The sequence below is a fragment of the Tardiphaga robiniae genome, assembly GCF_013359755.1.
In the GTDB taxonomy this organism is placed as follows: domain Bacteria; phylum Pseudomonadota; class Alphaproteobacteria; order Rhizobiales; family Xanthobacteraceae; genus Tardiphaga; species Tardiphaga robiniae.
This window is the reverse complement of sequence record NZ_JABMCJ010000092.1, coordinates 373,136-386,179: the sequence shown is the minus strand read 5'-3', so window position 1 is coordinate 386,179 and position 13,044 is coordinate 373,136. Positions and strand designations below refer to the sequence as shown.

The 13,044-nt window shown below is 62.3% G+C and carries 10 protein-coding genes; 4 read left to right on the top strand and 6 right to left on the bottom strand.

Annotation, left to right across the window (positions count from 1 at the left end):
• Positions 1-2 precede the first annotated feature (2 nt).
• The 3 genes from HP556_RS23795 to HP556_RS23785 are packed head-to-tail and all read right to left on the bottom strand — an operon-like array spanning position 3 to position 2,232.
• Positions 3-377, bottom strand: coding sequence for a DUF6285 domain-containing protein (locus HP556_RS23795; protein WP_175368776.1), 375 nt, complete (start codon positions 375-377; stop codon positions 3-5).
• 58 nt (positions 378-435) lie between these two features.
• The gene (locus HP556_RS23790; RefSeq protein WP_175368775.1) at positions 436-1,434 is read right to left on the bottom strand and encodes a phosphotransferase family protein; all 999 of its coding nucleotides are present in this window, start codon (positions 1,432-1,434) and stop codon (positions 436-438) included.
• A 3-nt stretch (positions 1,435-1,437) separates the two neighbouring features.
• On the bottom strand, positions 1,438-2,232 hold the full coding sequence (locus HP556_RS23785) for an enoyl-CoA hydratase/isomerase (RefSeq protein WP_175368774.1): 795 nt from the start codon (positions 2,230-2,232) through the stop codon (positions 1,438-1,440).
• Between the two features lie 218 nt (positions 2,233-2,450).
• Between HP556_RS23785 and HP556_RS23780 the strand changes: the two genes are divergently transcribed.
• On the top strand, positions 2,451-3,242 hold the full coding sequence (locus HP556_RS23780) for an SDR family NAD(P)-dependent oxidoreductase (RefSeq protein WP_175368773.1): 792 nt from the start codon (positions 2,451-2,453) through the stop codon (positions 3,240-3,242).
• Between the two features lie 160 nt (positions 3,243-3,402).
• Here the strand turns inward: HP556_RS23780 and HP556_RS23775 are convergent, their stop codons facing one another.
• Complete coding sequence (locus tag HP556_RS23775) at positions 3,403-5,064, bottom strand: flavin-containing monooxygenase (protein WP_175368772.1); 1,662 nt, start codon at positions 5,062-5,064, stop codon at positions 3,403-3,405.
• A gap of 211 nt (positions 5,065-5,275) precedes the next feature.
• On the opposite strand from HP556_RS23775, the gene HP556_RS23770 reads away from it, so the two are divergent.
• The 3 genes from HP556_RS23770 to HP556_RS23760 are packed head-to-tail and all read left to right on the top strand — an operon-like array spanning position 5,276 to position 8,406.
• On the top strand, positions 5,276-6,409 hold the full coding sequence (locus HP556_RS23770) for a nitronate monooxygenase (protein ID WP_175368771.1): 1,134 nt from the start codon (positions 5,276-5,278) through the stop codon (positions 6,407-6,409).
• Positions 6,410-6,426: 17 nt separating this feature from the next.
• Positions 6,427-7,944: an acetyl-CoA acetyltransferase gene (locus tag HP556_RS23765; RefSeq protein ID WP_175368770.1), complete on the top strand. Its 1,518-nt coding sequence runs from the start codon at positions 6,427-6,429 to the stop codon at positions 7,942-7,944.
• 6 nt (positions 7,945-7,950) lie between these two features.
• Positions 7,951-8,406: a PaaI family thioesterase gene (locus HP556_RS23760; RefSeq protein ID WP_175368769.1), complete on the top strand. Its 456-nt coding sequence runs from the start codon at positions 7,951-7,953 to the stop codon at positions 8,404-8,406.
• Positions 8,407-8,471: 65 nt separating this feature from the next.
• Here the strand turns inward: HP556_RS23760 and HP556_RS23755 are convergent, their stop codons facing one another.
• Entirely contained in the window at positions 8,472-9,680 is a 1,209-nt protein-coding gene (locus HP556_RS23755) for an efflux RND transporter periplasmic adaptor subunit (RefSeq protein ID WP_175368768.1), read from the bottom strand.
• Positions 9,670-12,855 carry an efflux RND transporter permease subunit gene (locus tag HP556_RS23750; RefSeq protein WP_175368767.1) on the bottom strand — a complete coding sequence of 1,062 codons (3,186 nt, stop codon included), beginning with the start codon at positions 12,853-12,855 and terminating at the stop codon, positions 9,670-9,672. The genes HP556_RS23755 and HP556_RS23750 overlap by 11 nt, the downstream gene beginning before the upstream one ends.
• Positions 12,856-13,044: the final 189 nt, after the last annotated feature.

Sequence of the window (13,044 nt, the reverse complement as noted above, 5' to 3'; positions counted from 1 at the left end):
GCTTACTTCGGTTCCAGCTCGCGCTTGTAGGAACCATAGTTCGGCTGATCGACGGCGAGCTTCGCCAGTGTCGTCTGCCACAGATGTTCCTTCACGCCGGGCGTCGCGAGATCGATATCGCCTCGCGCGATGCGGTCGGCGAGATCCTGGTTCAACCCGTCGAGCGTGCCATGCACGCCGAGCAGCATCGTCAATCCATGTAGCTCGGCGGCGTCGCTGTCGCCGGCGAGCGTGAGCTGCCGGGTCACCAGATCGAGCGCGTTGATCGCGACCCGCAGCTTGAACGCCGCATGGCCCGAGATCTGAGGCGCAATGTCGTTGCGGAGAAAATCCGAGACGGCCTTCACCAGTTCATCGGGTCTCGGTTCATCTTGCATGTCATCACCTTGTTTTTGCGCATGATCTGATCCGAAAACCGATCGCCACTTTTCGGGATCATGCGCGCGGCGCCAATAGCCGTAACAGATCGATCTCCGTCTCCGACGAGCGCCGTCCGATCATCGCGCGCTCCATCGAATGATCCGGGCCGAGACGAAACCGCTGCATCATCCCAACGCACATCACGCCCCAGCGCAGCGTGCCCATCACTTCCCAGAATTTCACGCGTGCCACATCGACGGCGATGCCGCTGGCCGCCTCGTAACCCGAGAATAATTCCTCATAGGTGCCGAAACCGCCGACCGGCTTGTCGATGACGCCGAAGCGCCATGAATTGACGCAGATCCAGCCGAGATCCTCTATGGGATCGCCGAGATGCGCCAGCTCCCAGTCGAGCACCGCGCGGACGCCATCGGGCCCGATCATCAGATTGCCGTGACGGAAATCGCCATGCACCAAAGTGACGCGCTCGGACGGGCCGGGATCGTGATCGCGCAGCCAGCGCAGCGCCAGCTGGAACACCGGGCGCGGCCAATCGAAGCCGTCGATCTCGCGCTGTAATTCGGCGATTTCTGCTGCGGCAGTCATGCGGCGCAGTTGCGGCAGGCTTGCAGCGGACAGCCCGTGGATCCCGGCGAGGATCTCGCCGCATTGCCGGGCGAGTTTGGGCCGTGCGCCGGCGAATTCATCGTCACGCAAGATCTTGCGCGGGATGGTTTCGCCAGCGACTCGCTGCATGATGAAGCCCGTTCCCAGATCGTCGTCCGGTCTGAGAACGTGCAGCACCTTCGGCGACGGTACGCCAGCATCATGCGCGAGCTGCATGAGTACCGCTTCCGCATCGAGACCCGCGGCACGGCCGGGCGCAGCGCCATAACCCGACGGTGCGCGGCGCAGGATGGCGCCGATGGCACCATCGGGATGCGTGATATCGAACGACCACGTCTCCTGGCTGGCGCCGCCGGACAGCCGTGCTGCGGATGTCACGCCCGCCGCACCGGGACACCACGCCGCCGCACTGCGCGCCAAAAGCTCCGCAACAGACGTCGTACTCAAGGCTTACTGGCCCGTGAACTTGGCCGGACGTTTTTCCAGGAACGCCGCGACGCCTTCCTTGAAGTCCGGCGAAGCACCGGCGGCGCGCTGCGATTTGACCTCGAGATTGATCTGGTCCTCGAAGGAATTCTCCGGGCTTTCCCAGTAGAGCTTGCGGATCAGCGACAGTGCGATGGTCGGGCCGTTGGCGAGTTCATGGGCGAGCTTCATGGTTTCATCCATCAGCACCGCATCGTCATAGACGCGATTGACGAGGCCCCATTCCAGCGCCTTCTCGGCCGGCAGCTTTTCACCAAGCAAGGACAGTTCGACCGAACGCGCCTTGCCGATCAAGCGCGGCAGGATCCAGGTCGAGCCGCAATCCGGCACCAGCCCGATACGACGGAAAGCCTGCAGGAAATAGGACGAGCGCGCACACAGAATGAGATCGCCCATCAGCGCAAAGCTCATGCCAGCGCCGGCGGCGGGGCCATTTACCGCGGTGACGATCGGGCAATGCAGGTTCTGCAGCCGGCGCAGGAACGGATGGAAAGCGGTCTCCAGCGTCGCGCCGGCGTTGCTGCGCGCCTTTGTGAGTTGATTGTTGCGCCCCTGAAGATTGGCGCCCGTGCAGAAGGCACGGCCGGCACCGGTGAGGACCAGGCAGCGCACGTCCGCCTTGCGATCATCGATCTCGTCCAGCGCCTCGCCGAGACCACCGAGCATGTCGACCGAGACCGCGTTCATCACCTCCTGATGATCGAGCTTCAGGATGGCGACATTGCCGTCGAAATCGAGCGTGACGTGTTTGAACTGCATGGTTTCCTCACGGGATGATCCGCGTGTTTATTCCGCGGTGTGGAAGCTTTGTCTGGGCATGATCTGATCCGAAAACCAGCATCCACTTTTCGGGATCATGCGATTGTATGTCAGGCGGCATATTTGATTTTTCGGACGCGCTTGTCCATGCTTCCTGGGGAACACCAGCCCACCGACGGACGCACGGCATAACGTGCGCCAAGCATGGAAACGCTGACATGGCAACGTCTACACAGATATTCGACCTCAGCGGCCGCGTGGCCGTCATCACCGGCGGCAATGGCGGTATTGGCCTCGGCATCGCGCAGGCGCTGGCCACCGCCGGTTGCAACGTCTCGATCTGGGGCCGCAACGCCGAGAAGAACAAGGCCGCGGCTGCCACCATGGCGGACTGCACCGGCAAGGTCGACACGCTGGTCTGCGACGTCACCGACACCGCCTCGGTGAAGGCGGCGATGGATGCCACGCTCAAGAAATTCGGCCGTGTCGATGGCTGCTTCGCCAATGCCGGCATCGGCGGCGGCGGCCGGCACAATTTCATCGACCGCACCGAAGAGCAGTGGCGCACCATGTTCGCCACCAATCTGGACGGCGTCTTCCATGCCTTCCAGGTGGCCGCACGGCATATGACCGAACGCGCGGAGGCTGGCGACAAATTCGGCCGCCTGGTTGCGACATCGAGTCTTGCCTCGATCTTCGGCACCGCGCGCAACGAGCACTATGCGGCGACCAAAGCGGCGATCAATGCGCTGGTGCGCGCGCTGGCCGTCGAACTGGCACGGCAGGGCGTGACAGCCAATGCGATCCTGCCCGGCTGGATCAAGAGCGACATGACGGCCGGGATCATGGGCAACGAGAAATTCGTCGCCAATGTCATGCCGCGCATCCCGGTGCGCCGTTTCGGCGAACCGTCGGACTTCGGCGGCATCGCTGTCTATCTGATGAGCAAGGCGTCATCGTATCATACAGCGGATACATTCGTGATCGATGGCGGGTATACGGCGTTTTGATTTCTTTCTTCCCCTCTCCCCTTGCGGGAGAGGGGTGCTGGACTCGGAGCTTGCGGCTGACCCTCTCCCGTCTCGAACGCGCTTTGCGCGTTCGATCCACCCTCTCCCGCGGCGCGCAGCTTCGCTGCGCTGGGGGAGAGGGCAAGAAAGTCGCCGTTTGCTACGACGCCACCGCCTCCTTTGGCCGCGCGCCCACCGTCATCGCAAATCCCTCATAGTCTTTCGCCGCCACATCATTGCAAATCTGCCGGTAGACCCCGACGCCGCCGATATAGGGCATGAAAATCTGCGGCTTGCCGGGAATATTCGCGCCCATGTACCAGGAATTGGCCTGCGGGTAGAGCGTGCCGGCCGCGACCTCATTGACATGAGCGACCCACTTGTCCTCCGCGGGATGCGTCGCCTCGATCACCTCTGCGCCACGGTCGCGCATATAGCTCAGGCAATCGGTAATCCAGTCGACATGCTGCTCAATGGACACGATCATATTTGACAGCACCGAGGGCGAGCCAGGGCCGGTGACGATAAACAGGTTCGGGAAGCCGGCGCTCATCAAGCCGAGATAGGTTCGCGGGCCTTCCGCCCATTTATCATTCAGCGTTTGGCCGCCGCGGCCACGAATGTCGATCTTGGCGACCGAGCCGGTCATCGCGTCGAAGCCGGTGGCGAGCACCAGCGCGTCGACCTCGTAATCCTTGCCGCCGGTGCGCACGGCATTCGGCAGAATCTGCTCGATCGGATGGGCCTTGATATCGACCAGCGTCACATGCGGGCGATTGAAGGTCGCATAGTAATCTGTGTCGACGCAGATACGCTTTGAACCAACCGGATGATCGGTCGGCTGCAGCAGCCTTGCCGTTTCGGGATCGCTGACAATCTCTGAAATTCTCTCGCGGATAAAATCGGCAGCGGTATCGTTGGCGCGCTGATCCAGGACCAGGTTATTGTAGACGCCCATGAAGGTAAGCCCGCCCGATGTCCATCGCGCATGATACTTCTCACGCCTTTCATGTTCCGGATCGTCGAGCGCGCCGCGATCCGGAATCGGCTGCACGATGCCGTTCTTAAAATCCTCACGCGCCTGCCTGCGAATCTCCGGATAGTTGTCGCGAAACGATTTGCGCTCGTCATCGGTGAGCGGCGCATTGCGCGCCGGCACGCTGAAATTTGCTGTGCGCTGGAACACAGTGAGCTGGCTCGCCTGTTCGGCGATCAGGGGGATCGACTGGATTGCTGACGAGCCGGTGCCGATGACGCCGACGCGCAGACCGGTGAAATCGACTGTCTCATGCGGCCAGTTGCCGGTGTGATAGACCTTGCCCTTGAAATCCTTCATGCCCCTGAATTCGGGCGTACGCGCATTCGACAGGCAACCCGTCGCGAGCACGACATGCTGCGCGGTGGTGGTCTGACCATCGGAGGTCGTTACCGTCCATAGATTGGCGCGTTCGTCGAAGACTGCAGATTTGACCGTCGTGTTGAACTGGATGTCCCTGCGCAGATCGTAGCGATCGGCGACATGGCCGGCATAGCGCAGGATTTCCGGTTGCGGCGCATAGCGCTCGCTCCAGTCCCATTCCTGCTGCAACTTGTTATCGAACGAGAACGAATACTGCATGCTCTCGACGTCGCAGCGCGCGCCGGGGTAGCGGTTCCAGTACCAGGTCCCGCCGACATCGCCGCCCTGTTCGAAAACTTTCACGTGGAGACCGAGGCCGCGCAGCTTGTGCAGCAGATAAAGCCCCGCGAATCCGGCGCCGACGACCACGACATCGATACGCGCGTTCTGATGCGAGACAGGTTGCGGCTGAGCAGCGGCCATGCGTTCACTCCCGTATTTTTTGCTTTGCTTGTTACAGGTAGCATTTCCCGCATAACGCGAAAGCGCAAGCAGGAAATCGGGCGTCGTTGCCCCGGTATTTTGCTAGGCGGAATGCCCCTCGTCCGCTTGGCATCGCCCTTCCCCATACGCTAGCGTTCATCACGAACTCGCCACATGAAGCGGGTCACAAGAGATTCAGGGAGACACGCCGATGAAGTCGCCGATCTGCGAGATGCTGGGCATCGCGTTTCCGCTACTCGCCTTCAGCCATTGCCGCGACGTGGTTGCTGCCGTCAGCCGTGCCGGCGGCTTCGGTGTGCTCGGCGCCACCGCGCATTCTCCGGAGACGCTGGAGCAGGAACTGAAGTGGATCGACGATCACGTCGACGGCAAGCCCTACGGCATCGACGTGCTGATCCCGGAGAATATCTCCACATCAGGCGAAAAGGACGTCACCTGGAAATCGCTTGAGCGCCGCATCACGCCGGAACATCGCGCTTTCACCAAGAGCCTGCTGAAGAAATACGGCGTCGATCTCAGGATCACCGAAGTGTCCGCCGACCAGCCGCAGCCATTCGATGGCGAGACTGCACTGCGGCTGCTCGACGTTTCCTTCAATCATCCGATCCGGCTGATCGCCAATGCACTCGGCGTGCCACCGAAGGCGATGATCGAGATGGGCAAAGCCCATGGCGTCCCGGTGGCGGCACTCGTCGGTGCTAAGGAACATGCGATCCGGCAGGTTGCGGCCGGCGTCGATATTCTCGTGGCGCAGGGTACCGAGGCCGGCGGCCATTGCGGCGAGGTCTCGACCATGGTGCTGGTGCCGGAGGTGATCAAGGCCGTCAAGCCGATGCGCGAGGTCCCGGTGCTCGCCGCCGGCGGCATCATGACCGGGCGGCAGATGGCCGGCTGCATGGCGATGGGCGCGGCAGGCGTCTGGACCGGTTCGGTGTGGCTCGCAACCACGGAATCTGAAACCTCCGAAATCTTTCGCGAGAAGATGATTGCCGCCTCGTCGCGCGATGCGATCCGCTCCAGGGGCCGTACCGGCAAGCCCGCACGGCAATTGCGCTCGGTCTGGACCGATGCCTGGGATCGCGGCGAAGACAGCCCAGGCGCACTGCCGATGCCACTGCAGAGCCTGATCAGCCGCGACGCCTTCGCCTCGATTGATCGTTCCGCAGCCGCAGGCAATGCGCAGGCGCGAGATCTGGTCAGCTATTTCGTCGGCCAGGGCGTCGGCCTGATTGACAGCGTCAAGTCGGCAGGCGCAGTTGTGCAGGAGTTCAAGGAGGACTTTGCCGAAGCGGCGGAGCACCTCACCATGCTGGTTTCCGAATAGAGGCAAGAGCAAGAACAATGGCAGTGTCGAACCAAGCTGAAGACCGCATCCCCGTCATCGTCGGCGTCGGCGAATTCTCGGATCATCCGAAGGAGCTCACGGAGGGTCTCGAGCCGCTCGCGCTGATGATCGAGGCGCTGAAGCGCGCGGAGCAGGACTCTGGCGGGAAGCTGCTTGGGGATATCGACTCGCTCGACATCGTGAACTTCCTGAGCTGGCGCTACACCGCACCGGAGAAGCAACTCAGCGAGAAGCTCGGCATCGCGCCGAAGCACGCCTATTACGGCCCGGTCGGCGGCGAGAGCCCGATCCGTTACATTCATGAAGCAGCCAAGCGTATCGCGCGCGGCGAATCTCAGGTCGCAGCGATCACCGGCGCGGAATCGCAGGGCACGGCCACCAAGGCCGAACGCGCCAAGGTGGATCTGCCCTGGACGCCATTCGCCAAGGATGCGCCGGAGCCGCTGCGCGGTGCCAACTACCAGAAGCCGATGGCGACCAAGCTCGGCGTGGCCAAACCGGTCACGGTCTACCCGTTCTATGAAGCCGCCTCCGCCGCGCATTGGGGCCAGACGCCGCGCGAGGCCCATCGCGAATCCGGCGAGCTGTGGTCGCGCTATGCAGGCGTCGCGGCGACCAATCCGGAAGCGTGGAACAAGAAGGCCTTCACGCCCGACGAGATCACAACGCCGACGCCTGACAACCGGCTGATCGCCTGGCCCTATACCAAGCTGATGGTCGCCAATCCGATGGTGAACCAGTCGGCCGCCATCCTCGTCACCAGCCTTGCCAAGGCGCGCGCTGCCGGCGTGCCCGAGGATCGCATCGTGCATATCTGGGGCGGCGCTTCGGCCGAGGAGCCGCGCGACTATCTCGACCGCGACCAGTATGTGGAAAGCCACGCGCAGAATGCGGTGCTGAAAGTCGCGATGGATCTGGTCGGCGGCTCCGGCAAGAATTTCGGCGCCATCGAGCTTTATAGCTGCTTCCCCTGCGTGCCGAAGATGGCCCGCCGCACCCTCGGCCTTGGCAGCGATGTACAACCAACCGTGACCGGCGGTCTCACCTTCTTTGGCGCGCCGCTGAACGACTACATGGCGCATGCCGCCTGCGCGATGGTCCGCAAAATCCGCGCGGGGACCAAGACTGGATTGCTCTACGCGCAAGGCGGCTTCGTCACCAAGCACCACGCGCTGGTGGTGTCGAAGGAGATACCCAAGGCACCGATCGCACAGGATACAAACGTGCAGGCAGACGCTGATCGCAACCGCAAGCCCGTTCCGACATATGTCACCGAGGCCTCGGGCAACGGCACTGTCGAAAGCTTCACGGTGATCTACGGCCGCAGCGGCGAGATCGAGCACGGCGTGGTGATCCTGCGCACTGCTGCCAATGAACGCGCGCTGGCGCGTGTGCCGGTGCAGGACCAGGCGACGCTGGCGTTTCTGATGGATCAGGACAAGACGCCGGTGGGAGCGTCAGGGCCGATCAGCACGGCAGGTGACGGCGTGCTGGAGTGGCGAAAGGCGCGATAAAGCGAAATGACCAAATTCATTCCAAAGGACGCAAACTTCGAGGCCCGCGTGCAGGCGAGCTTCGCCCGCCAAACGGCGATGGCGACACTGGGTATCGAAGTTGCGCGTCAGGCAGCCGGCGAAGTCGAGCTCAAAATGCCGTACAACACCGCCTTTACGCAGCAGCACGGGTTCATTCATGCCGGCATCATCACGACAGCGCTGGATACAGCCTGCGGGTATGCCGCCTTCTCGCTGATGCCCGACAATGCCGCGGTTCTGACCGTCGAATTCAAGACCAATTTTCTGGCCCCGGCCCGCGGCGAGCATTTCCTGTTTCGGGCCCGCGTTCTCAAGCCCGGAAGAACCATAACGGTCTGTGAGGGCCAGGCCTTTGCGGTGGAGCGGAGCGAGGAGAAGCTGATTGCAACGATGAGCTGCACCCTGATGGCGCTGTTCGATCGCGAGGGCATCACGCACTAGATAATCGTAAACGGAGGGGGCGCTATGCCCGGCATACGAGCCCGGCATAGCGCGGCGTCAACGCCCTACCCCTTCACTTCCTTCTTGTCCGTCTCGGCCGTCGGCTTGCCGTTTTTCGGAGTACCGCTGCCGCCAGTGATACGGACCTTGTCGCCGTCGTTGAGGCCGTCCGGCGGGGCAATGACGATGCGATCGTCGGCGGCGATGCCGGATGCGAGCTCGATGTCGCGGCCGAGATCCCTGGCGATTGTCACGGTCTTGAACAGGATCTTGTCGTCCGGTCCAACGGTCGCGACGCGCATGCCGCTCTTGTTGAAGATCAGCGCCGAGGCCGGAACATGGAGCGGCGCGGAGTCGCGCGCCAGGCTCATCTTCACATTCGCATAGCCACCCGGCAGCAACTCGCCGCTCGGATTATCGAGCACGAGCTGCATGCGCGTGGTGCCCGATGCCACATCGACCGATTGCGACGAGGCTTCCACCGTGGCCGGGAACGTCTTGTTCGGATGATCGGGCACGCTGATGATCGCCTTGGCACCTAACCTGATCGCCGGCACATAGCTCTGCGGCACGTCGACATAAACGCGCAGCTTCTTGATATCAGATACCACGAACATCGCGGCACCGGTGCCGGTGCCGCCCGAGATCAGCGCGCCGACGTCGGTGTTGCGCTGGGTCACAACTCCATCGAACGGCGCGGTGATCTTCTTGTAACCGGCCAGCGCTTCCAGACGCTCGACATTGGCCTGGCCGGAATTCACGGCGGCGCGCTTGTTGTTCAGATCGGCTGTGCGCTCGTCGATTTCCTGCGCCGAGACGAAATTCGACGCCACCAGCGTCTTGCGGCGGTTCAGCGTCGCTTCCGACAGTTTAGCGCTGGACTGCTGACTGACGAGATCGGCACGGGCCTGCAGCAACTGCTGATCGAGGTCCGGGGCTTCGATCTCGGCGATCACCTGGCCGGATTTGACCTGTGCACCGATATCGGCGCTCCAGCTCTTCAGATAGCCCGAAACGCGGGCAAAAATCGGCGCGCGGTAATAGGCTTCGAGCCGGCCGGGCAGATCGAGCGACGCGTTGAGGACGCGGGCATCCGGCGGAGCGACAGCGACCGTCGGGATCGCCTGATCGTCGGTCCAGGCCTTCAGGTCGGTCTCGGTCTTGGCGCGGGCCATGATGCCGGTGACGACGATGGCGCCGGCGGCGCACAGGCCAATCACTCCGACCAGGCCGAGCTTGCGGCGCGATACCGGGGGGGTCTGCTCAGTGGGCATGCAAAGTCTCCGAGGTGGCCGCGTCCGGCGCAGGCTGCTGTTTCTTGTGAACCATGCTGAACACCACCGGCACGAACATCAACGTGGCGATGGTAGCAAAAATCAGGCCGCCGATGACAGCGCGGCCAAGTGGCGCATTCTGCTCGCCGCCCTCGCCCAGCCCTAGCGCCATCGGCGCCATGCCGATGATCATGGCCAAAGCGGTCATAAGCACAGGGCGGAAGCGGACGAAACCGGCTTCGGACGCGGCCTTGATGGGGTCGCCGAGGATCGCGTAGCGCTCGCGGGCAAAGGAAATCACCAGCACAGAATTGGCTGTTGCGACGCCCATACACATGATGGCGCCGGTCAATGCTGGAACCGACAGCGTCGTCTGCGTCGTGAACAGCATCCAGACGATGCCGGCCAATGCCGCCGGCAGCGCGGTGATGATCACGAACGGATCGGACCAGGACTGGAAGTTCACGACGATCAAGAGATAGATCAAAACGATGGCGCCGAGCAGACCGAACAGCAGGCCGGCAAAGGCGCTGTTCATGGTCTGCACCTGACCGAGCAGCGCCACATTGCTGCCCTTCGGCACATCCGCCTTGGTTTCTTCCAACACCTTGTAGATGTCGTTGGACACGGAACCGAGATCGCGCCCCTGCGTGGTGGCATAGATCTGCACCATCGACTGGATGTCATATTGCGACACCACGGCATTCGAGGTCGAGCGATTGATGCTGGCAATGCCGCCGAGCATCGGGGAGTTGTTGCTGGCATTCACGGCCGTGATCGGCAGCGTCTCCAGCGCACCCAGCGAATCCAGTTTGTATTGCGGCGTCTGCATCACGATGGAATAGGACACGCCGTTATCAGGACTGAGATAATAGGTCGGCGCGACTTGCGACGAACCTGCGAGGTTGACCACGAGGCTGTTGGTGACATCGCGCTCGGTCAGGCCGACATATTGCGCACGGGTGCGGTCGACATCGATGTTGAAGCCGGGATTGTTCGGCGACTGCTGGAGCCGCGCATCGGCAATGCCGGGAATGCGACGGATCTTGCCGAGCAGCTTGTTGGCATATTCGAAGTTCGCCGCGAGATTCGCACCGCGGATCTGCAGGTCGATCGGGGCCGGAGCGCCGAAGTTCAGGATCTGGCTGACGATGTCGGCAGGCAGGAAGGCGAAGCTGACACCCGGGAACTGCCGCGGCAGTTGCTCGCGCAATTGCCGCACATATTCCTCTGTCGGCCTGTGGCCTTCCTTCAGCTTGATCTGGAAGTCACCATCCTGCGGGCCGATCACGCCGGTGTTGTTATAGGTGAGATTGATGCCGGAGACGGGCATGCCGATATTGTCGGTCATGGTCTCGATCTGATCCGGCGGGATGATCTTGCGCACCGCCTTGGTGATATCGGCGAACTGGTTCGCGGTTTCCTCGATGCGGGTGCCGACCTGGGCGCGGACATGCATCAGGATGGCGCCGCCATCGACCGATGGGAAGAAGTTGCGGCCAAGGAACGGCACCAGCAGAAACGACACGCCGACGACGCCGAGGAAGCCAATCACAAAAACGGGGCGCCGCGCCAGCGCCATATCCAGCAGGCCGTGATAGCCGCCGCGGATCCGCTCGAAGCCGGCTTCGAAGCCTCGCTGGAAACGCACCAGCGGATTGCGGGTCGGCGGCTTCTCGCCCTCATGATGGACATGCGGCTGCAGCAGATACTTGGCCATGGTCGGCACCAGCGTGCGCGACAGCAGGAACGACCAGACCATCGCAAACATCACCGCTTCGGCCATCGGCACGAACAGGAATCGCGCGATGCCGTTGAGGAAGAACATCGGCACAAAGACGATACAGATACACAGCAGCGACACGAAAGCCGGCGTCACGATCTGCGCCGCACCGTCCATGATCGAGGTCTCGACGTCCTTGCCCTGCTCCAGATGGTAATTGATGTTCTCGATGGTCACGGTCGCGTCGTCGACGAGGATGCCGACTGCGAGCGCCAGACCGCCCAGCGTCATGATGTTCAGCGTTTCGCCGATCATCGACAGCATGATGATGGCGCCGAGCACCGCGAGCGGGATCGACACCGCGATGATGACGGTGGAACGCCAGCTGCCGAGGAACAACAGGATCATCACCGACGTCAGCAAGGCCGCGATGACGCCTTCCACGGCCACGCCCTCGATAGCGCCGCGCACGAAGCCGGATTGGTCGCCAATATAGCTGATCTTCAACGCGTCCGGCAGCGCAGAGCGATAGTCGATCACCTTCTGCTTGATGCCGGAGATGATATCGAGCGTGGAAACCGAGCCAGCCTTCAACACCTGCATCAGCACCGAACGATTGCCATCCACATGCACGATATTGGTCTGCGGCGGATTGCCGTCGCGCACGGTGGCAACGTCATCCACATAGACCATGGCGCCGTTGACGCTCTTGATCGGCAGCCGGCCGAGTTCTTCGATCTTCAGCGGCGAGTTGTTGAGATTGATCGTGTATTCGAATTCGCCGATCTTCTGCGTGCCGACCGGCGTGATCAGGTTCTGCGCGGCCAATGCATTGGCGACGTCCTGACCGGACAGACCGCGGGCCTGCAGCGCGCCGGGATTGAGATCGATCTGGATCTGGCGCTGCTTGCCGCCGAACGGATACGGAATCGCGGCACCAGGCACGGTGACCAGCGGGGTACGAAGCTGGTTGATGCCGATATCGGCGAGGTTCTGTTCGGTAAGACCGTCACCCGACAATGCGACGTTGATGATCGGCACCGTCGAGGCCGAATAGTTCAGGATCAGCGGGGGCGTGGCGCCGGGCGGCAACTGCTTGATCAGCGTCTGCGAGATCGCGGTGACCTGCGCATTGGCGGTGCGGATGTCGACATTGGGCTGGAAGAAGATCTTGATGATGCCGAAGCCGGCATAGGAATTCGCGGTGATGTGCTCGATGTCATTGACCGTGGTGGTCAGTGCGCGCTGGAACGGCGTGGTGATACGGCCGGACATCTGGTCCGGCGGGAGGCCGGTATATTGCCAGACCACGCCGATGACCGGGATGCGGATGTCAGGGAAAATATCGGTAGGTGTGCGAAGCGCGGCCAGCGGCCCGACAATCAGCAACAGCAGGGCCAGCACCACAAAGGTGTAAGGCCGGGTCAGGGCGATGCGCACCAACGAGATCATGAACGGGTAGTCCTCGATACATTGACGAGAGGGGCACTGCGGAAACCCGCCTGCCCACGATCGAATTCACCTGTTTAGAGAGATCGTCCGCATCCGATTAGTGAGCCGGGCCGGCATAAGCCTATCGGCTCGGTTCATGAATGAACGGGCAATCCTCTTTACATGAAGGGCTGCGAACGAGCGGTTTCC

Bases quoted from the DNA above. Each gene is read 5' to 3' on its own strand.
- HP556_RS23795 (WP_175368776.1), bottom strand. From the start codon at position 377: ATGCAAGATGAACCGAGACCCGATGAACTGGTGAAGGCCGTCTCGGAT.
- HP556_RS23785 (WP_175368774.1), bottom strand. From the start codon at position 2,232: ATGCAGTTCAAACACGTCACGCTCGATTTCGACGGCAATGTCGCCATC.
- HP556_RS23780 (WP_175368773.1), top strand. From the start codon at position 2,451: ATGGCAACGTCTACACAGATATTCGACCTCAGCGGCCGCGTGGCCGTC.
- HP556_RS23775 (WP_175368772.1), bottom strand. From the start codon at position 5,064: ATGGCCGCTGCTCAGCCGCAACCTGTCTCGCATCAGAACGCGCGTATC.
- HP556_RS23770 (WP_175368771.1), top strand. From the start codon at position 5,276: ATGAAGTCGCCGATCTGCGAGATGCTGGGCATCGCGTTTCCGCTACTC.
- HP556_RS23765 (WP_175368770.1), top strand. From the start codon at position 6,427: ATGGCAGTGTCGAACCAAGCTGAAGACCGCATCCCCGTCATCGTCGGC.
- HP556_RS23760 (WP_175368769.1), top strand. From the start codon at position 7,951: ATGACCAAATTCATTCCAAAGGACGCAAACTTCGAGGCCCGCGTGCAG.
- HP556_RS23755 (WP_175368768.1), bottom strand. From the start codon at position 9,680: ATGCCCACTGAGCAGACCCCCCCGGTATCGCGCCGCAAGCTCGGCCTG.
- HP556_RS23750 (WP_175368767.1), bottom strand. From the start codon at position 12,855: ATGATCTCGTTGGTGCGCATCGCCCTGACCCGGCCTTACACCTTTGTG.